This is a genomic window from Candidatus Lernaella stagnicola (assembly GCA_030765525.1).
GTDB lineage: Bacteria > Lernaellota > Lernaellaia > Lernaellales > Lernaellaceae > Lernaella > Lernaella stagnicola.
Window position 1 is genome coordinate 169,886 of sequence record JAVCCK010000034.1, and the last position, 20,707, is coordinate 190,592.

General features: G+C 58.4%; 13 protein-coding genes and 1 tRNA gene. 8 read left to right on the forward strand and 6 right to left on the reverse strand.

The annotated features are described in order from the left end of the window. Positions 1-22: 22 nt before the first annotated feature. Positions 23-883, reverse strand: a complete 861-nt coding sequence (gene mtnP, locus P9L99_15495; protein MDP8224763.1) for an S-methyl-5'-thioadenosine phosphorylase — start codon at positions 881-883, stop codon at positions 23-25. A gap of 170 nt (positions 884-1,053) precedes the next feature. On the opposite strand from mtnP, the gene P9L99_15500 reads away from it, so the two are divergent. Continuing rightward, on the forward strand, positions 1,054-1,917 hold the full coding sequence (locus P9L99_15500; GenBank protein MDP8224764.1) for a nucleotide-binding protein: 864 nt from the start codon (positions 1,054-1,056) through the stop codon (positions 1,915-1,917). 20 nt (positions 1,918-1,937) lie between these two features. On the opposite strand, the gene P9L99_15505 is transcribed toward P9L99_15500, so the two are convergent. Genes P9L99_15505 through P9L99_15520 form a run of 4 tightly spaced genes read right to left on the reverse strand, consistent with a single transcriptional unit; the run spans position 1,938 to position 5,867 of the window. Then, entirely contained in the window at positions 1,938-3,068 is a 1,131-nt protein-coding gene (locus P9L99_15505; protein ID MDP8224765.1) for a hypothetical protein, read from the reverse strand. Between the two features lie 9 nt (positions 3,069-3,077). Continuing rightward, a complete protein-coding gene (locus P9L99_15510; protein ID MDP8224766.1) occupies positions 3,078-4,898 on the reverse strand; it encodes a glutamate mutase L in 1,821 nt (606 codons plus the stop codon). Beyond that, positions 4,895-5,302 carry a hypothetical protein gene (locus tag P9L99_15515; GenBank protein ID MDP8224767.1) on the reverse strand — a complete coding sequence of 136 codons (408 nt, stop codon included), beginning with the start codon at positions 5,300-5,302 and terminating at the stop codon, positions 4,895-4,897. Before P9L99_15515 ends, P9L99_15510 begins: the two co-directional genes overlap by 4 nt. Before the next feature lie 52 nt (positions 5,303-5,354). Then, positions 5,355-5,867, reverse strand: coding sequence for a hypothetical protein (locus tag P9L99_15520; GenBank protein ID MDP8224768.1), 513 nt, complete (start codon positions 5,865-5,867; stop codon positions 5,355-5,357). Positions 5,868-6,548: 681 nt separating this feature from the next. Here P9L99_15520 and fbp point away from each other — a divergent pair. The 7 genes from fbp to P9L99_15555 all read left to right on the forward strand — a co-directional run bounded on the left by fbp (position 6,549) and on the right by P9L99_15555 (position 18,747). Further along, positions 6,549-7,559, forward strand: a complete 1,011-nt coding sequence (gene fbp, locus P9L99_15525) for a class 1 fructose-bisphosphatase (protein MDP8224769.1) — start codon at positions 6,549-6,551, stop codon at positions 7,557-7,559. A 134-nt stretch (positions 7,560-7,693) separates the two neighbouring features. Continuing rightward, on the forward strand, positions 7,694-8,872 hold the full coding sequence (locus tag P9L99_15530) for a hypothetical protein (protein ID MDP8224770.1): 1,179 nt from the start codon (positions 7,694-7,696) through the stop codon (positions 8,870-8,872). A gap of 12 nt (positions 8,873-8,884) precedes the next feature. Beyond that, a complete protein-coding gene (locus P9L99_15535; GenBank protein MDP8224771.1) occupies positions 8,885-12,253 on the forward strand; it encodes a DPP IV N-terminal domain-containing protein in 3,369 nt (1,122 codons plus the stop codon). 36 nt (positions 12,254-12,289) lie between these two features. Further along, positions 12,290-14,842 carry a hypothetical protein gene (locus tag P9L99_15540; protein MDP8224772.1) on the forward strand — a complete coding sequence of 851 codons (2,553 nt, stop codon included), beginning with the start codon at positions 12,290-12,292 and terminating at the stop codon, positions 14,840-14,842. A gap of 154 nt (positions 14,843-14,996) precedes the next feature. Continuing rightward, positions 14,997-17,174 (forward strand): hypothetical protein, encoded by a 2,178-nt coding sequence (locus tag P9L99_15545; protein MDP8224773.1) that lies wholly within the window; start codon positions 14,997-14,999, stop codon positions 17,172-17,174. 46 nt (positions 17,175-17,220) lie between these two features. Beyond that, a tRNA-Val gene (locus P9L99_15550) sits at positions 17,221-17,292 on the forward strand. A 66-nt stretch (positions 17,293-17,358) separates the two neighbouring features. After that, positions 17,359-18,747 (forward strand): transglycosylase SLT domain-containing protein, encoded by a 1,389-nt coding sequence (locus P9L99_15555; protein MDP8224774.1) that lies wholly within the window; start codon positions 17,359-17,361, stop codon positions 18,745-18,747. Here the strand turns inward: P9L99_15555 and P9L99_15560 are convergent, their stop codons facing one another. Continuing rightward, a complete protein-coding gene (locus P9L99_15560) occupies positions 18,748-20,697 on the reverse strand; it encodes a M23 family metallopeptidase (GenBank protein ID MDP8224775.1) in 1,950 nt (649 codons plus the stop codon). It abuts the gene before it with no gap. Positions 20,698-20,707: the final 10 nt, after the last annotated feature.

Below are 20,707 nucleotides of genomic sequence, written 5' to 3' on the forward strand. Positions count from 1 at the left end.
GGCCGTTCGCTTTCCTACTCTCTTACTTCAAATAGCGGCCGATGATCGGCGCGAGGTTCTGCTTCGTCTGCTCGGGCACGTTGGCGAAATCGGTGACGATCGCCACGGCCAGCGCGTTCTGGATGTCGGTGTCGTAATCCATCGTGATCGTCGGGATGACGTGGCGCAGGATATCCTTCGCCTTCTGGATGTTGTCCTTCATCACTTCCAGCACCGCGGTGGCGTCGACCGATTCGTCGTGGCTCTTCCAGCAGTCGTAGTCGGTGACCAGCGCCAGCGTCGCGTAGGGAATCTCCGCCTCGCGGGCCAGCCGGGCCTCGGTGTAATTGGTCATGCCGATGACATGGAAGCCCTGCGCCCGGTAGAACTCGCTCTCGGCGCGAGTGGAAAACTGCGGGCCTTCCATGTTCACGTAGGTGCCGCTCGGGTGCATGTCGTAGCCCAGTTCCACGCCGGTGTCGTAGAGCAGCTTGGCCAGGTCCGACGCAATGGGGTCGGCAAACGCCACGTGCGCCACGATGCCCTCGCCGAAGAAAGTATCGGCCCGGTGGCGGGTGCGGTCGAACATCTGGTCGATGACGCAGATGTCGCCGGGCTTGAACTGCTCCTGCAGGCTGCCGGTGGCCGTGACGGTCACGATGTGCGTTACGCCCAGCTTTTTCAGCGCCCAGATGTTGGCCTTGTAGGGCACTTCGGTGGGCAGGTAGATGTGGCTGCGGGCGTGCCGCGGCACAAAGACGACATCGGTGCCGTCCAAGGTGCCGGTGAAGAAGGTGTCGGAAGGATCGCCGTAGGGCGTTTCGACTTTCACTTCGCCCTTGTTCTCGATGCCTTCCAGGTCGTACAGGCCGCTGCCGCCGATAACGCCGATTTTTACACTCATGGTTGCTTCCTTTCTTTATTTATAAATCGTTTCGACGCTTTCCCTGCTCCTTTGGTAAGGAATGCGCAAAATAAGCGTTTGCGTTTAGTAACGCATTCTTACTTGAAAATAAATTGAATAGGAAGGGTGATTGCGTTATAAGCATCTGTTGTATTGATAATGAGGGCCATATGAATTTGCACGAGATGTTAAGTGAGCGAATGAATTCGCTCACTTCGGTTTGTGAGACGGATTGGAAACTCTTTGCGACAATCCGTCCACAAATTAGTAAAATCCGTCATCTTTTGGAAAGAAAAGATTTCGAAACGCGTGAGCAATTGTTAAGCCTGCTCGGCCTTTTAGAAGAATACTACGATCGCAAAAAAAAATACGGAATTGCGATACCAGAGCCTCCGACCGTTGACGTTCTCGATGTTCTCAAGACGATTGTACCACTACGAGATAGAATCGCCCAAATGGACTACGACAGTTTTCGAGCGCAGTTCCAAGTCGTGCCGAGCTCAACTCCAGAACGAAAAGGCCAAGTGGCGCCGCGTGCAATCCCAGAAAAAAAAGTCCAACCTAGCCCGAAACGAAGTTCATCTAAAGTTTTCGTCGTTCATGGACATGACGAAGGATTACGTAAAGACGTTGAATTATTACTACACGAGTTCGGTTTGGACCCGGTGGTACTTCACAAGAGAGCTAGCGGCGGGAACACTGTAATCGAGAAAATTGAGACGCACGGCGACGTAGACTATGCGATCATTTTACTCACGCCCGACGATGAAGTCTTCAATTCGGACCAAGGGGTTCCTCCCGGACACGAAACCAAAAAAACATACCGGGCTCGGCAGAACGTGGTCTTTGAATGGGGGTATTTTATAGCCCGTCTCAAACGTGAAAATGTGTGCAGTGTCTTGAAAGGGCCAGTGGAAATACCTTCCGATCTTCTCGGTTTGGTTCACATCAAGATCAAGAATAACATAAGCGAAAAAGCGATTGATCTTGAGAGAGAATTACGCAAAGCCGGTTTCACGATTCGCAGTTCGTAATCTCCTCCGGTCGGTACGATTCAACTTTCAATCAGTTCCACATTGGCGCGGGGGACGATGGCTTTCTCGCCGTCGAAGTCAACTTCGAGAACCCGCGCTTTCGAACCCGATTCCAACACGTGCGGTCCCGAGGGCAGGGCCGAGACCGTGCCGATCCGCCCGAAGTAGGGGGCGCGAATGATGCGAATCAGGCTGCCGGCCACCAGACCGCCGATTTCCTTTTGAGCGGCCGCCGCTTCTTCCTCCGCCGTGGGCACGCGGTCCATGGGCAGGATGAGTTCGGGGCGAATGACGCCGGCGCGAATCTGCGTGGCACCGTTGATGCAAGCCAGGCGGCCCACTTTGGAGGCCAGCAGTTCGTAGGTTTTGCCGGCCATGTCGATATCGCCGAAACCCTCGGTGACGATCAGCGTGACGCCGAGCTTCTCGGAGCCGGTGATCGCCACGCCCAAGTCGTAGCCGAGGAAGTCGCGCAGGTCTTGGTCGTCGAAGCCGCCCGCCACCACGCCGCGCACGCCGATATCGATGGCGCGCTTGAGCGCTTCGGCCGTGACGCGGTTGCCGCCGATGATGACCTTGCCGGCCATTTCCTCGGTGATCAGTTTTGGCGTGAGTTGCTGGGAGGGCGACTGGCAGGCCAGGGCGAGTTCGCCGTGGGTTTCGCCGCCGATGCCGAAGATGCCCTGCACGAAGGTCGCCCAGGTTTCCACGACGCAGCCTTCTTGCTCGACGACCTCGACGACTTTGCCCGAGGTGTAGGCGAGCACTTCGACCGGGATCGACGGGCCGCGCAGCAGAACTTGGCCGGTGACCGTGTTGATCTTTTCGATCGTGCCGGACATCTTGGAGCGCGCGTGGCTTTTGAACAGGCCGAAGAAACTCTTGCTGGTGGCGATCAGTTCGCCTTCCTCGACGGAGTCCCCTTCCTTTTTGATCATTTTTTCCGGCAACTCGTCGGCTTCGACGTTGAGCATGTTGGCCACGTTGATCAGTTCGGCATCGCCGGGCAGTTCGGTGCGGGCCACCACGTCGTCTGGGGCGACAATCTGCCCTTGCTCGACCAGCACTTCGCCCTTGAGGGGCAGGATGCGGCGTTTGCGAACCAAGTATTTCTCGGAAACCTTCAGACCGGGGGTGTAAGTGTGTGCCATGGGTTTCTCCTAGTCATCCAGGTTGGCGCCAGGGTAAACCTGCCACTCGTTCAACCAGGTTTTCAGGGCGTTGACGCGTTTGCCGGTGTCTTCGCTGATGGTCAGCTCGCGTCCGCGGGCATCGAGTATGAGGCCGACTTCGCCGCCCCAGACCGTGCCCTCGATGGCCGCGCCGCTACCGCGTCCCAGGTCGAAGCCGCGCGCGGGGTCGGCGCTCAGCTTGGCCGTTTCGCCGTCGGGAAATTCAATCAGTTTTACTTCACCGAATTTCATCGTGCCGGTGAGAGTTTCGCCGCCCGGCATTTCGATCTCGTAGCTGAAACAATCCTTGCCCTCTTTGCCTTGGCCGCGCGGGGCGACCACCGTGCCCAAATAGACGAGGCAATCCTTCTTGAAAACTTCGGTGGCGGCCGTGGGGTGAACCTCGGCCAGCACGCCCAGGTGCGGCATCATGAAGATGGAGTCCTTGGCCAGACGCGTAATGCCCTCGGGCGCGAAGGCGTCGATAAGCATCATCGCGGTTTGATGCATGCGGGGCGCGTGGGAGAGCACGCCGCCGGAGGCGACCAGCAGGTCGAGTTTCATCATATCGACGATGGTCTCGCCGCTGCCGGATTGGCTGAAGGTGTCGCCGATGGTGCGCTGCTGTTGCACGCCTTTGAGCGTGGTGGCGAAGCTTTTGTGGTGATTGAACGCCAGGCGCAAAGCTTCTTTGGCGACTGCTTGCTCGAAGATCAGCTCCTCCATGGTCTGCGGGATGGTCGTGGGGCGGATCATCTTGTTCTTGACGCGGTTACGTAGGTCGCGCTCGTCCATGTGGAAGGGCACCCACCGCATGACCATCGGCAGCGTGGCCTCGGCCAGCACGTTGCTGATCGAATAGCTCATGCCCAGGTTGGCCGAAACCGTGCGGTTGAACACGCCGTCGAAAACCGAAAACACGTCGGTCGTGGCCCCGCCGATGTCGACGCCCACGGCGTTGATGCCTTCCTCCTCGGCCACGCGCTTGAGAATGTTGCCCACTGCGGCGGGCGTGGGCATGATCGGCGCGTCGGTCCAAGCCATCAGCTTTTTGTAACCGGGCGCTTGCGCCATGACGTGTTCCATGAACAGGTCGTGGATTTTTTCGCGCGCCGGTCCGAGGTTTTCGCGCTCCAAAACCGGGCGGATATTTTCGACCAGGAAGAGATCGGTGATCTCGTCGAGCTCGGCTTTTACCTCTTCGGTGGCCTGTTTGTTACCGGCGTAAATGACCGGCAGCTTGTAGCTTGATCCCAAGCGCGGCCGCGGGTCGGCGGCGCTGATCAACTGGGCGAGTTCCACGACGTGGGTTTTGGTGCCGCCGTCAATGCCGCCGGAAAGCAGAATCATGTCCGGGCGCAGTTGGCGGATGCGCTCGATTTGCTCGTGGGGCAGGCGCTTATCGTTGGACGCGATCACGTCCATGACGATGGACCCGGCACCCAAAGCGGCGCGTTCGGCCGATTCGCCGGTCATCTTGCGCACCACGCCGGCGACCATCATTTGCAAACCGCCGCCCGCGCTGGAGGTTGAGATGTAAATGTCGCAACCTTCGGTTTCCGTGGCGGGGGTGATGATCGTGCCGTCCTCGGCCACGAGCTTGCGGTTGGCTAACTCGCCGACTTCCTGGGCCGCGTTGAGTACGCCCATCGTGACGTCCTCGAAGGGGGCTTCCACGGTGGTGGGCGCTTCGCCGCGCTGGGTTTGGCGGTACTCGCCGTTGACCTTCTGAATGAGGATCGCCTTGGTCGTGGTGCTGCCGCAATCGGTCGCCAGGATCACGTTGATCTTGTCGAGGTCGATGCTCATCGGTTCTTATCTCCCGTCTTGTCTTGTTGGCGCGCCTTTTTGCGAGCGCGTTTGGCTTCTTTCTGTTCTTTTTTCAGCGCAGCGATTTTCTCGCTACGCTCGGCTTCGTGCTTTTCGATGGCGCGAATCAGGGCCTCTACACTACCGCGCCGTTCGAGCATTTTCCAGAACACCGTGTACGATTCCCAGTCAAATAGACTGCGGACGATCGGCTCGAAAAACGCCATGCTCTGGGAGCCGATGAAATTGAGCGGGCGGAACGTTTCCAGAAACAAAATGCCGGGCACCGCCATGCCGTGGCGGCAGATCCGTTCGGCGACCTTGTCGAGCAACTCCTGCTCGTGCTCGGTCGTGGTGAAGGCGTCGGCCTTGTCGACTTTGAATGCGTTTTTCAGCCAGCTCATGAGCGGAGGGTACCGGGTACAGGGTACAGGGTACAGTGCATGTTTGGCCTCGTCATGAACGTTCCTCCAGGCTTTTTGCCGTGGTGCCCTGTACCCGCTTTTCCGCAAACGCCATCACCTCGTCGCGATTGCCTGAAAACCGAAGGTAGATACCGCGAAAGGTTTCCAGGCGCGAAGGGAAGGGGAAGGGCGATAGCAGCACGCCGCGGCGATCTGGCGAGGCGCGGCGGATTTCATCCCACGGCTTGCGACGGGTCACGAAGAGAAAGCGACGCGTGACGCCTTCGTCGTCCATCGTGTAATGGGTCGGCAGAAACCACTCCCGCACGGTGATGAGAATCACGACGGTGCCGAGGATCATCCAGTAAGCGCTTTGCGTCGAAATCCATACTGCGACTGCGGTCAGCACGAGGAAAAGCACGATGATCCACGTGCGCCGCGGCTCTTCTCGAATGGGGTGACTGACCCAGCGTAGTGTTTCCTTTGATTCGACGGCGGTGCTCCCTTCTTTTTGAACGGGGAAAGCTAAACCGCTTGGCGTCGCGGTGTCAACACAACTGATCACCCATCGATATCGTGTTTCGTTGACACATTGGGGACGGGCCGCGAAGAAGACTCCGGGGATGTCGCCGTCGAGTCAGTGGGCGAGAACGGTCTGACTTTTTTCGGGCGCGAGTGACTCCGCGACGATGACGATGATGACGTCGCCGCCGATAACGACGCCGATCAGGACGCCGACGGTGACGCGGGCGACGCCGATAGCGGCGCCAATGATGACGCCACCGACACAAATAATGACCGCGACATACGAATTGACACATAAATCATCGGGCGCACGGCGCGGTTAGGCCTGTCCGTCAAGCTTACGAACAGCGCGAAAAAAGTTCCGTCTGAAGAATTCCGTCGATCATAGACGCAAGCCTCGCGAGGACACCGTATCTTTGTGGATTGCGTTTGGCGAGAACGCATAAAGTCCCTCTGTTCCGTTGTTACCCGGCGAAGAGGTTATCGATGTGCCGCGCGGCGACGGCTTCGGGCGGGCAAGTTCCGTAACTACTTGAATGAAGTCCATATTATGGGATCGTCCGCGGGCCGGAAAAAGGCTGAAAAGGGGGTTTTCAACGGTGAGGGGTTGCCGCTATAATCACCGGGTTACGCGGCGCATTGGCTGGGGCATCGTTCTGCCGGTATGTAAAAAACACTTATTAAGTGACCATCAGGTCGTTTGCGGCCAGGGGGTGATGTTTTGTACGAGGCGGTGACAATTCAGCGCCATATTTCCACCACTCAACGCAAACACCCTGAAGCAACCGGCGAATTGTCGGGTTTGCTGAATTCGCTGGCGTTTGGCGGCAAGTTGATCCAGCGCGAAGTGCGCAAGGCCGGATTGGTGGACATCTTGGGGCTGACCGGTCGCGTCAATGTTCAGGGCGAGCCTGTTCAAAAGCTCGACATCTATTCGCATCATCTTCTCGTGAAAGTGTTATCGGAATCGGGCTACACCTGCGTCATGGCTTCGGAGGAAGAGCAGGATGTGATCCATTTGCCCAAGGGCGAGAAGCGGGGCAATTACGCCGTGGCTTTCGATCCGCTGGACGGTTCCTCGAACATCGACGCCAACATTTCGATCGGGACGATTTTCTCGATTTTCCGCCGCCGCACGGCCAACGGCCCGGGTTCGACCGAAGATTTGGTGCGGCCGGGACGGGAGCAGGTGGCGGCAGGATACATTCTGTATGGTTCCTCGACGATGATGGTGTTCACCACCGGCGACGGCGTGCATGGCTTTACGTACGATCCATCGGTCGGCGCGTTTTTACTTTCGCACCCGAACATCAAGATACCGGTCAAGGGCAACATCTATAGTGTCAACGAAGGCAACGCCGCTCAATGGTGTACGGCGGTCCAGGAGTTTGTCAAACATCTAAAAGAGTCTGATGCGGAAACCGACCGCCCGTACAGCCTGCGTTATGTCGGCTCGCTGGTGGCGGATTTTCATCGGACTTTATTGTACGGCGGGATTTTCATGTACCCGAGTGATGACAAGAACAAGCACGGCAAGTTGCGGGTCGTGTACGAGTGCGCGCCGCTGGCGATGCTGGCCGAGCAGGCCGGCGGGCGAGCACTGTGCGAGGACGGCGAAGAGATACGCGATTTGGTGCCGAAAACCCTTCATGACCGTACACCGTTGTTCATTGGTTCCGAGCAAGACGTCGAGCAATTCGCGGCTTTTTTACGCAACAATGCCGCGGATTAGCTTCACGCACGAAAGGTATCCGATTTGCCTGTAGAAACCGAGCGGATTCTTGAACAAAGCTTGACACGACAAGTCAAAGCAAGTAATAGTCACCGGACAATCGCCCGTAAGGCCATCGCGAAAGGAAAGGGATAATGAAGCGAAGGTTCCTTATCTTTGGCTGCTTCGTCATAGTTGCCGCGATGTTGGTTCCAGGGTTAGCCCTGGGCCAAGATGGCGACGACGAGGGAGACGAAGAGGACGATAATCCGTGGGGTGAGGCCGCTGTTGATCATACGCTCAACGCTGGCTGGGAGTACCCGACGGATTATATCCATCGGCCACTGGTTTACAACAAGCGTGTCGTCGAACTAGGTCTCTCCTTCGAGTATAAATACACGCGCCATTTTTGGGACGACGGGGGGAACCTGGTCGCGGGTAGCTTCAAGACGAAGAAAGAGACATTAAATTTCTACGTTGGAGGCGGCCTGGCCGACTGGTTGTCGGTATCAATTAACTGGCCTTTCTCGTATCGGAAGACGCGAATCTTCGACGGGAACCAGAACTATCGTCCCGGCAGGAAAAACACCTATGGTGTTTTGGCCGAAGAAGCGACTGTCGACTTCCTGGATCACTCCGATCCGTGGAAGTTGTGGGAAATGGACATGCCGTCTTTGGGCGACATCGACGTTTGGATCGCATTTTCGTTGTTCCGCCGGCTCGACCCGACCACGAGTATCATCCTGGAGACCAATACCAAGTTCGCCACGGGTAACGACAATCCGCGGCGTGGTACGGAAATCCGGGGTAATATTACGTCGGGACAGACGGATTTCTACTCCGGCTTTGCTGTCAAGCAGTCGGCGTGGCAATTCGCGTTCGAACTGCACGGTGGTTACAACTACCGCTTGCCGGCCGACACGAAGTACGCTCCCGGCGAACTCGACTTAGCCGACCAGGTTAAAGTGGACGGCGAGATCGGGTTTTTGATTCCGGCCGTACCGGTTCTACCGCGGTGGCTGGTCTTGGGCGCCGATTGGACTCTGGCCTGCGAAGGTCATTATCTAATGCGCATCACTGAATCGACCGTTGAAGACAATCTCGGCAACGAATTCAAATTGATGGACGATGGTTTCGAAGCGAGCATTACGCCGAAATTGGTTTTGGCGTGGGCTTCGGACACCGACCTGATTTTGTCGGCCGATATTCCGATGCAGGGTGAAAGTTCCTACCTGCTGTTCTCGAGGTCGTATTATCTTCCACCCTTCGATATTGAGGGCAATGATGGTGTAGGCGTGACCTATTCCCTTGGCCTCAAAAAACGTTGGCAGTAGGGGGGTGGCATAATGAATACACGAATCGCAATCAACGAAATCATGAGCAAAATCACTGTTGCCATCATTCTCACCGTGTTCGCCTGCGGCTTGGTCGCGGCGCTTCCTCAGGATGCTAACGCTACGTTCCTGCTATGGGACGACGGCGTGAACCACCCGGAAATTGATTGGAAATACACGGAAACCGAACACTTCACGATTTACTGGTATCCGGAAATCGAACACACGGCTCGCCAGTTGCTGAAAGTCGCCGAGGATATCTACGAGCACAACGCGACGCTTTACAACTTCGAGTTGAAAGACAAGGTCAACGTTGTCATCCTCGACACCGAAGACTACGCGAACGGCTTTGCGGCCTATTCCTTTAATTGGATCACCATTTGGGCCTCGCACCTGTATTACGACAGCCGCGGCCGGGTGGACTGGGTGGCAGACGTGTTCAGCCACGAGTTGGGCCACATTGTCACCTTGAAGGCAGCGGCCAACATGCGTGAAAACATGTACGGCGTGCTGTTCGGCTTCATGGAAGGCAGCCGCAAGTACAACTTCGACGTTGGTGTCGGCGTGTTCTACGGTTCTGAACGCTTGCCGACCTGGATGGTCGAAGGTGTCGCGCAGTTCACTTCGATGACCTACGGCGCCGACCCTTACGATACCAACCGCGAAATGCTGGTTCGCGCGGCGGCGTTGGACGACAACCTGCTCACCATGGACCAGATGGATATCATCTACGATAAAAACAGCCTTCAGGCTGAGATGGTATACAACCAGGGCTTCTCGATGAACGCGTTCATCGGCGAGCAGTGGGGCTTGGATGCCCCGGCCCGGATGTGGCATGAGACCGGCGTCGGCTTCTATCCGGTGTACAACCGGATGATCAACAAAGAGTTGGGCGTCAGCCGCGAAGAGCTCTACAATCAGTGGAAAGCCTACATTACGGACAAATACAGCAAGCAGGTTGAGTCCGTGTTGGGGGTTTCCGAGGATAAAGAGGTCAAGGGTCGTTTTCTGAGGATTTTCCCGAGCGATCCGCCGGTGCCGGAAACCGAGATGTCGAAAGACGATCGCTGGATTCTGGGTATCACGAACCATTTCGTGAAGCAGAGCCCGGATGGCGAATATCTCTCGCTGGTGTCCTCTCACGGATTGGCTCAGCGTCGCGGCGCCAAGATCTACTTCAAGAAGTTGAAGCCGGATCCTGACAAGATCAACGATTTCAAGCCCGAGAAGGGGCCCTCTTCGTTCTTCGGCGGCTACAGTTGGCACCCGGACGGCAAGCAGATCGTGTTTGCCGGTCATAAAGCCAACCCGTGGACCGGTCATTATTACAGTGACCTTCAGGTCTATAACATCGAAACGAAAAAGACCGAACGCATCACGCATAACGCTCGTGCCATGGAGCCAAGCTGGAGCCCGGACGGCACCAGAATCGCCTTCATCACGAATGAAGATGGCAAACGTAAATTGTGTGTGATGCGGTATCCGAAAATCAGCGGTCACTACGTGCTCATGGAGTTTGACGACGACACGCAGCTTGGCTTCCCGACGTGGAGCCCGGACGGCTCCAAGATCACCTTCCTGATGTATCGCAAGAAACAGCAGGATGTCTGGGTGATCAACTCCGACGGCACCGACTTGCAGCCTGTCACCTACGACAAGCACGACAACCGCGACCCGGAGTGGCTCGACAACGAAAACGTGTTGTTGGTTAGCGACCGGAACGGCATCTTCAATGTCTACTCGGTCAACATCAACACCCATACGATGATGCAGATCACGAACGTGAAAACGGGCGCGATGTGGCCCATGCTCGGCGCCGACGGCGAGAGCATCACCTACAGTTACTTCACGAGCTACGGCTTCCGCCCATACGAAATCACGAAGGACGAGTGGCTGATGCACCCGGTGGAGGATTTCGAGTTCAACGTCACGGACGAGGAAGTCCAGTTGAACCTTACCACCACCGATCCACTGCCGGAGATCGTCGGGCAGGATTACAGTGTCTATGACGGCTTGGCGGGTGTTTTCCCGGTCTTGCACGATCATGCCGGCACGTGGGTGTGGATTCCGATCGTGAACTACGAGGACAGCCGCATCCAACTTGGTGCGCAACTCATTATGGTCGACGCGGTGGAACGGAACTTGGTGTTCGCTTTCTGGTACGTCGGTGAAGAAAGCCGGTACTCGTTGTTCTACGAGAACTACATGACGCCGGTGACACTCTGGTGCTCGCTGCACCGCATCTTCCCGGCCGTGGCCAGTGACTTCGAGTTCTTCAACTTCGATGCGAAGATCAGCTTCGACGTTGCGTACTACTTGATCGGCATGCGTTACACGCTGTTCGGCGATAACCATCTCACGTTGTTCTACCAGTACTTCGATGTGCGCGCTGAGCAGCCGTCGCTGCGTTCACGCCAGTCCACGACGCGTTCGTTGAACTTCAATTGGACGCGCGACTCCGTGTACCGCAGCGCTGTCGACGGCGGCATCAACCCGCGCGGCGGCAGCAAATTCCAGTGGGACTTCACGTTTGCCAGTCCGAAAATCTCGGAACCCTTCACCGGTGCGCCGATGGGCGCGGATCTATCCGACATCTGGAGCAATCCGGCAGTTACCGACGAGGAAGAGGCCCGGGCGAATCCGGACGAAGACTACTTGGTGCCGGACAATAGCTTCTGGCAAACATTGATTACGTACCGTAAGTACATCCCGTTCCCCTTCTGGGATATGGCGCCGCTCAACGATACGTGGGCCGGCGTCAAGGGTTGGGATTGGGCCAACATGAACTTCGAACGGTGGAAGCGGCAACGCCACACCTTGATCATTAAGTTCATGGGCGGGTTCACCCACTCCGACATCCCCGAAGGCTACGGTTGGGGTAACAGTTACGGCCGTGTCGGCATGTACGATCGCTTCAACGGCGGCGGCATGTGGGTTACCGGTACCGGCACCTTCTCGTTCAACGGGGCGTTCCTGGGGTATGAGAAGTACAGTCTGTCCGGCGAAACCATGGCCGTCATGGGATGGGAGTATCGCTACCCCTTGATGAAAGAGATGGACGTTCAATTGTGGGCGTTCTACTTTGACAAGATGTACATGTCGCTCTTCGGCAACGTGGGCAACTTGTGGTCGCACCCGACGAGTCGTGAAGGCTTGTACAACCTCAACACGATTTTCGACAAGAACTACGACGGCGAATTCAATCCGGAAGACGATTTGATTTCCGACGTCGGAATTGAGTTACGCCTCTCGATGTTCATGTTTGCTTCGGGTTGGGACAGCTTCATCAAGATTGCCCACGGCTTCCAGGATCCCAGCCGGGAAGAAAAGCCTTTACGCTACTACATTGGTCTCGGCACCGGCTTCGATGACCGGTATTAATAGGGGACGCATAAGATGACGCGGAGGAAACAACCCATGAAACGCTCAGCGACAATCCTCGCGATTGCGTTGCTACTCACCGGCTTCTTGCTGGGCGGCTGTATCATCCTGGAAGAGGATGAAGAAGTCGATGAGCTGCCGGCCCGCGGGTACGGCACGCTAAAGCTCTCGATCGACGATGTCGGCCCTTTTGACGAGTTCGACGAAGCCGGTCAACCAACAGGGCGTCGTGGTTTCATGTTCGACTTGGACCACGACGGCGACTTCGATTACTTCTATCAAATCCGTCGGCCTTCGGCGGGTATCGTCGGCTTGAGTTTCGGCGCGGACGGCTTTGCCGACGGCGCTTTCCCTCAGGCGATGGTGATGATGACCCCGGGCCAGACCGATTACGAGGTTCCGCTCGACAGCCTGACGACCTGGATTAACCAGGATCGCATCGTCGGCTATCGGCCTGCCAAGTATATCGACCGGCCTGACGTTCTCGTGTACCGGAACCGCCTGTACGATCGAGAAGAAGAAGCACCGTTGACGGGCACACGCCAATCGATGCGGTTCCGCTTCCTCAATGTCGGCGTGATCAACGTCGGCGGCGGCGCCAATGCACCGATCGACGACGAGGATCCGATTTCGAACGACGATGTCGACGAACCGGATCTCTTGCCGGCGGCGTTCGGCGAACCGGACGCACGTTGTGACGATTGGTTCAGGCACTGCGAAAAGCTCGAGACTTGCGACCGCATGGATTGGTCGGTGCAGCAGTGTGCGGATCACTTGTATCCGTACACCAACACCGCGCCGGGCCAGCGCTACATTCGCTGCCTCGGTGATTGTAAGACCGGTCAAAACTGCGACAAGTATCTGCCTTGCGTGGATGCCTGTTGGGCCGATAACTTCTCTGACGCATACGGATGTGAAAGCACTTACGGCCCCGATGCGGTTGACATCTTGCTCTTCGTTGAACGCGATGGCGCGCTCTTCCAAGTCGAGCAGGGCTACACCGTCCAGCAGGGCGAAAAGTTAGCGGTCTACATTTGGTATCGTGACGTGGAAGGGGACTTCGGCAACGGGCAGATCAACGTTCAAGGTATCCGCCCGAAATTGTCGGTACCCATCGACGTTCGGAGCGGTACGTTGGCTGATCGCACGCTAGTTGGTTTCACCGTCGCCAATCCATTGCCGGCGGGTGAATACAAGCTGTCGGTCCGCTTGCGTGACAACGTTGACGAATGCGGTCGCGAAGGCGTTCCGTTCCCGGTGAGCTTTAATTCCGCCGGCGTGACGGGCGTCGACAACGCTCCGGTCGAACCGGGCGTGCGCAGCCTCAATCTGTACGAGACGTATGCGCGCAAGATCGACAAATACAATGCCGGTAAAGGCTTCATCGATGAATCCGTCGTGCTGCAAAAGGGCGACGAAGAAGGCTATCGCTTCCTGTACGAAATCACCGATTTCGACGTTGCGATCATTCAAGCCTACTTCTGGAGCTTCAGCGGCTTGGACGACTTCGATGTGCTGGATATCGACGAGTTGAATCAGTCGATCGTCACCACGACACAAGATGATCGCGGTACGAAGTTCGATCCTAGTGACGACATTCAGTCCTCGGCGTTCTACATCGACCAACCGATGGGCAGCGGCTTGTTCACCTTCTATGGTGACCGCGGCTGGAACATTTATCCGAAGGCTCCCTACGGCGCTGCGAATGACAATCAACCGTTCATTCGGGGCGACCTGGAAACGACTCGTGTTCACATTCCGTTCACGCCCTTCTACACGGTCGATCCAAAGTACACCGGCTGTGGAAATCTCTGCTCGCACTGGCTTTCGGTCCTCTACGACGAAGGCGGCGCGCTCGGCGGTTTCGATTCACTCGAAGAGGCTGTGGCGAATTGCCAAGCCAACAGCGGCACCCAATATTGGGTTGCGGCCCTGCAATGCGTAAAACAATCGGATGACGGCGACAACGCCTGCCAGACGATCAACGATTGCTTGTCCGTACTCGGTGCGCCGCCAACCGGTGGCAACCGTGGGCTGTGTCAGACGCATGAAAACCTGACGCTCCCGGTTCGCGTGGTCGTTCCGCCCGAATATCTGGCGAATGACGAATACCGGCAGTTGTTGCTCAACGATCAAAACGATCCGAACTGGCGTCCGCTCAAACTCGCGTTGTTTGCCCAAACGGGTGGCGACACGGGGTTGTTGGTACCGGGTGGCGAGGAACTTGGTTTCCCGCAAGAAAACTACGACTTCACGTTGCCCTATGGACCGCATGTCCCGAACAGCGTGTTCCAAATCAGCACGCCGGAAGCCGGCAAACAGGCTCAGCTCAGCATGGGTTTGTTGAATGAGGAAACGGGACAGATCTACGGCGGCGCTTACAATGAGCCGAACGCGATCTACGAAGATGACGACTGGTACTGGCTGTTCATGTACAGCTACAACTGGGTTGGAATCGAGCAGGAAGGTTGGGGAGTCGGTGTTGTCTCCGGCAACACCATCTACGACTTCGTGAATCCGGCCAACGCCGCGATCACCGTCGTGTTTGGCGACCTGCGCTTCATCAGCAGCGGGTTCCTGAATCCCTAATCGTAAAAGACAGAGTTCGAAAGGAGCGGCTTCGGCCGCTCCTTTTTTTTGATATGCTGTAGGTATGAATCGGATCGAGCAGCTATCCCGTCCACGAACGACGTTGTTACTCTTCGCCAGCGGCGCGTTTGCGCTTGTGTCTCAGACGGTATTATTGCGCCAGTTCATTGTCGCTGTGGGCGGTAACGAGGCGGCAATCGGCCTCTATTTCGCTATGTGGTTCGCGGGCATCGGCATCGGCGCGGCCGTCGCGGGACGAAGGAGAGGGCCGGCGCGTGTCTCTCTATTGCGCGTAGCGTTTGCGGTTGGCGCAGTGTTACCGCCGCTGTTGCTCGTCGTCATGAAACTCGTACCGGTGTGGTCGGGCGGCGATGCAACGCAAGTGGCCGGATGGGGCGCCACGTCGGTGACGGCAGCGCTCGCTTCGCCCGCCGGTTTCTGGGTCGGATGGACCTTTCCCCTCATCGCCGCAACGCGCGCCGCGGATCGCTCCGTGATCGGTAACATGTTTGTCGCCGAAGCCGGAGGTAGCGCGGCGGCCGGCCTACTGTTTTCATTCCTTTTGGCGTTGTGGACCCCGCCGTTCGGTGCGGCCTTGGCGGCCTCGGCGATTCTCATCGGCGGCGCGTCGGCGTTGTTTTCAAAGCGACTGGTTTACGTGGCGGCGGGCGCTGCGGCGATCGGCCTATTCCTCCTCACGTTTAGTTCGCCGGTTCAACGTATCGAACAAAGCATCGAGAGCCTCCGATTCGCGGCGCTGGAGACCGGTTCGAGCTTCGACCGCTCGGTACAAACGCGGTACCAAAACGTCACCTTCGCGCGAAGCGGAGACCAGGTGCAGATATACGGCAATGGCGTTTACCTCGATAGCTTCCCTGATGTCTTCGTGTATCGCCAACAAGCGGCGCTTTTGCTCAGTCAACACCCGAACCCGCGGCGCGTTTTGTTGCTCGGCGGCGGCTTGAACGGCTTGGCGGCCGAATTACTGGCTGCGTCGGTCGTTGAATCGGTGGAAATCGTCGCGCTCGACGAGGAATACGGCCGGGAGATGATCGCCCGTCTGCCGCCGGAACAACAGCGATTGTTGCGTCATCCGCGCCTGACGATTACCTATCAGGATCCCCGCCGGTATCTTCGCGCCGCGGGCCCGGCGGTCGACCTGGCCGTCGTCATCGCGCCGGACCCGTCCACGGCGTTGATCGGTCGGCTGTTCACCGTGGAGTTTTTCCGCGAAGTGCGCGCCCGTCTGGCCGACGGCGGCGTGTTCATGACGTCAGTCACCGGCTCCGAGAACTACCTGGGCGACGAAATCGGGGGCTACGTCGGGGCCATCAAGGCGTCGCTGGACCGCGCGTTTGCCGGCGTTCTTGTACTACCGGGGGAACAGACGTGGTTCGTCGCCAAAACGGCGGCCGCGCCCAACGAGGACCCGGCGCGCATGCGCGAAAATTACGCCGCCGCGTTTCGCGGCGCACCGCCGCTGCCGGTGGAAGTCGTGGATCAATTCGTCGTTCCCGAACGTATCGACAGCTTCGCCGCGCAACTGAAAGCGGTGCGTGCCGAGCCCAATACGCAGATGCGTCCCGTGGCCTTTCTCGCGTTCTTGCGCGTCTGGGATCGTTATGCCGGCGGGGGATTAGGCGGCGTGTTGTCTCTGTTATCGCGCGCCAACACGAATTTCTGGATGAAGTTCTGGACTGCGGTGGCGATGTTGTTGATCGCGGCGTCGCTGATGGGAAAAAGCGAAAAGTTGGATCGGCGCTGCGGAATGATCAGCCTGACAACGACCGGTTTTGCGGCGATGGGCTTGGTGATCGTTATCACGCTCGCCTATCAGTCGTTTATCGGCAACATGTACCAGATGATCGCGCTGCTGATCGGGCTCTACATGGCGGGGTTGGCGCTGGGCGGTTATACGGCCACGAGGTTGGTGGAGCGAGGCGCCGCACCGCTGCGGTTGCTGATGCTGGGCGACTTCCTTTTCGCTGCCGTCGCGTTCGTGTTGGCAATCAGCCTGCCGAGCGCCGGATCGTGGTCGGTGACGCCGGCGGCGGTGTTCCTGCTCAGCATTGTTTGCGCGGGCGGCTTTGCGGCTGGAACCGCGTTCCCGCTGACGGCCGAATTGCTGGCGGCGGCGGGCGAGGGCGTCGGCGTGCGGGCTGGACGCGTGGAAATGGCGGACCACCTTGCGGCCCTGGTCGGCGCGTTGGTGGTTGGCCTTTGGCTGCTGCCGACGGCGGGATTAGTCGGCGCGAGTGTGGGCTTGGCGATCCTCAAAGGTGCGGCAGGGACCGCGGCGGGCGTTGGCTCGAAACGGCGGCCGGCGAAATGAGCGCTTGCAGCGTTGCGCGATTTATTGTAATAAGACAGGACTTTTCGGGCGGTTAACTCAGCGGTAGAGTGCCATCCTCACACGGTGGAAGTCGCTGGTTCGAATCCAGTACCGCCCAATGCAAACGTCCGATTTCCGCCCACTTTCGGCGGCATTTTTATTTTCGGATCTCGACGGGAGAGACATGCGCGGCTCTGCATTTTTCATTGCGCTTCTGATCGCGCTGTTGTGTTGCGGCGGTTGCGCTACATTCTCCGGCGGCAAAGCCAAGCAGAGCGCGCCGCCGACGGTTCCCGAGTTGGCCCCTGCGGTTGCCGTGCAGATAACGCCCGCCGAAACCGCCTTGCCCGAAGAATTATACAACGACGCGCGCGAGCGATACCTCAAAGCGGTCGAACTGACTCAGGCAAAAAAATACGACGAAGCGCTGATCGCCAACAGGCAGACGCTCGAGTTGCTTGCCAAACCCTACGATCGCACGAAGGACGAAGTCCTCACGCGCAAGATCGATTCGCTTTACTTCGAGGTTTGCCTGGCCCAGGTGCGGATCGGGCGAATCACAGGCCGTTTCTCGCCGGTGCCGATCGAAAAAAAGCTCATCGGCATCGCCTTCAACGAAGAAGTGCAGCGCTGGTTGGCCTACTACGTGGGGCCGGGGCGCGCCAGCATGCAGAAGTACCTGTCGCGCTCGACACGCTATTTGCCGATGATTCGCAAAACTCTGGCCGAAGAAGGGGTTCCCGAAGATATCGGTTATTTGCCGATCATTGAGAGCGGCTTTTCGGCCTACGCCTACAGCCCCGCCGCGGCGGTCGGCATGTGGCAGTTTATTGCGGCAACCGGAAAAACCTACGGGCTGACCATCAACACCTGGGTGGACGAACGTCGCGATCCGGAAAAAGCCACGGGCGCTGCGGCGCGGTATCTGAAGGACCTGCACGAATCTTTAGGCGATTGGGCGCTGGCCCTGGCGGCCTACAATTGCGGTGAGGGCCGTGTCAACGGGGCGATCCGTAACGCCGGGCACCGCGACTATTGGGGCCTGTCTCTGCCGGCTGAGACCCGCTCGTACGTGCCGAAGTACTTTGCGGCGGTGCTGATCGCCCGCGATCCGGAAATGTACGGCATGTACGTTACGCCCGAAGACCCGCTGGAGGTCTCGCGTGTCGAACTAAACGGCGTGGTATCGATTAAGGCCTTCGCCCAGTACGCCGGGGTCTCCTACGAAGATCTCAAGGCCATGAATCCCGAGTTGCTGGGGACGCACACACCGCCGAAAGTGGCCAACTACCGGATCAACGTGCCGACGGCCGGTGTCGCGGCCATCAAGCAGAAGCTGACCGAGGCGAAGGTAGGCAATCCTTACCTGAGCAAGAAGGAAATCGCCAAGCTGTCCCGCCCCAAAGGCCGTGGCGGCATCATCATCTACCGTGTCAAAAAGGGCGACAGTTTGGGCAAGATCGCCCGCAAATACCGCACGACGGTGAAGATGATACTCCGCTACAATCGCGTCAATCCACGGCGGCTGCAAATCGGGCAGAAGCTGCGCATTCCGGTTGGCCGCAAGCGCTGATTATTCCAAAACATCGAAGCTGAAAGAACGGTTCGCGCGATTCCCGGCGCGATCGCTAAGGGCGACGGACAAGGTGTGCCGCCCCGGTGCCAACGAAGCGGCCGGTCGCAGGCGAAACTGTTTCTTGTAGGGCTGGAATTCGACGATCTGCGCTTTGCCGTCGAGGGCAACGCGAATCGCGCGGTCGGATATCCCGCTGCCGCGATCGGTCACGAACACCCGTATCCAGGGGCGGCGACTCTTCTCGACCAGCATCTCCCCGATCTCTGGCGCTTCCACATCGCGCAACAACGCATAGGTTCCCAACAAGGGGACTGCGGCTCTGTGGCCCTTCTCCAAATGCCACCACGTGCCGCGGTCGAATAAATAGAGACCGAGGCCGGCGCTTTTCACGCCCGGGGGGAGGTGAATGGTCAGGCGCGGTTTCTTACGCAAGGGTTCCCACGGCTCACCGAAGGAATACGCTTTGCCGACCGCCGCCGCCCACGCGGGAACGCGGGGTGCGCTTTCCGAAATGCGGATCAAAGTCGAATCGTAGGTCGACGCGGCCGGAAACGACAGACGGGCCCGACCGTCCGGACTGCGCAACTCGGTGGCCGATTTGGCGACGGCAAACCGGAACGTCCGGCTATCGAAACGACCGCCGACGCCGACCACGATGCGCAGCGTCGCGTTACGGTCGCGCGGTACATGCACGGCGAGGTGATGACGTTTGCCGTGGGCCGTGTGGCGAAACCGTGCGGTCTTGATCTGCCGTCCCGGTGGATCGACCGTCGCGGCAAACGTAATGTCGTCAGCCACGCCGCCGGCGACGGTGAAGCTCATCACGGCGTACGTGCGCCGCCATTCCATTTCGACATCGCGCAGAAAATCCGTGTCGTCCGTCGAGGGCGAGGGAGCGGCCGCAGGTGTCAACGCGGCGACTGCTTCGGTGGACAGAACACGAATCGGCACGAGGACGACGGTTCGGTTTCCTTTTTCGTCCAGCGCGGTCACCGTGATTTGGTGCGACCCGGGCGAGAGGTCGTCCAATTTACCGCTGAGGTTGCTCGGCTGATGAAACGCGGTCGACCCGAACAATCGATACATGCGGATGAAGAAACGCCGCTGCAGCGAGGCGAGGCGGGTGTCGTAACTCAGCGCGCTGATGTGCGCCTGCCCGTAGCCCACCGAAGTGAAGCGGTGCCGGAATACGTCGCGGCCATCCACTTGCAGGTGCAGTTCGGCCGGTGCCAAGTCGCGGTCGCTACGCGGCTGCCGATCGTAGGCTTCGATCTCCACGCCCACGCGGCCTGCGATTTCCACCGGGGAAACGTCACCTCCGGCGGGGATGGGAACGATTTTCGGCATGACATCGCCGTCGACCAGACTGTCGAAACTAAGTGGCACAAAACGCAGGGCGCGGATCACCGGCGGCATGTCGTCGGGGAGCGGGAAATCGTGCCGCAAGGGGTTAAGAGGGCGACCGCTCGCGCCACGGATCTCAAAATGCAGATGGGACACGTCGGTGCCGGCGTCCCCGGCAAAACCGATGATTTCCCCTTGCTCGACCGAAAGTGCTTCGGCTTTGTTCAGCGTCCAATCGAGGCGATAGCCGCCGCGCGCGCGCTGTCGTTTTTCGACTTGCGCTGCGATCTTCGGCGCGAAGCCGTCGAGGTGTCCGTATACGGCGGTTCGGCCGTCGCGCAGTCGTTGGTACAAGACCTTGCCATAGCCGTAAGGCGAGCATTTGATGCGGTAGATGACGCCGTCGTCAACGGCTCGAACGGGCGTGCCGAGGCGGTGAAATGTCCAGAGGTCGAGTCCGAGGTGGGCGTGGCCGTGTCGATACTGACCGTAATTACTCGACACCGAGGGCGGCGCGTCCAAGGGGTAGATAAGTCCGGCAAGCGCAGGACCTGCGGATAGGAAAACAACGAGCAGAGCGAGAAAGGTCGACCGGCGTGCCATCAATCGCCGG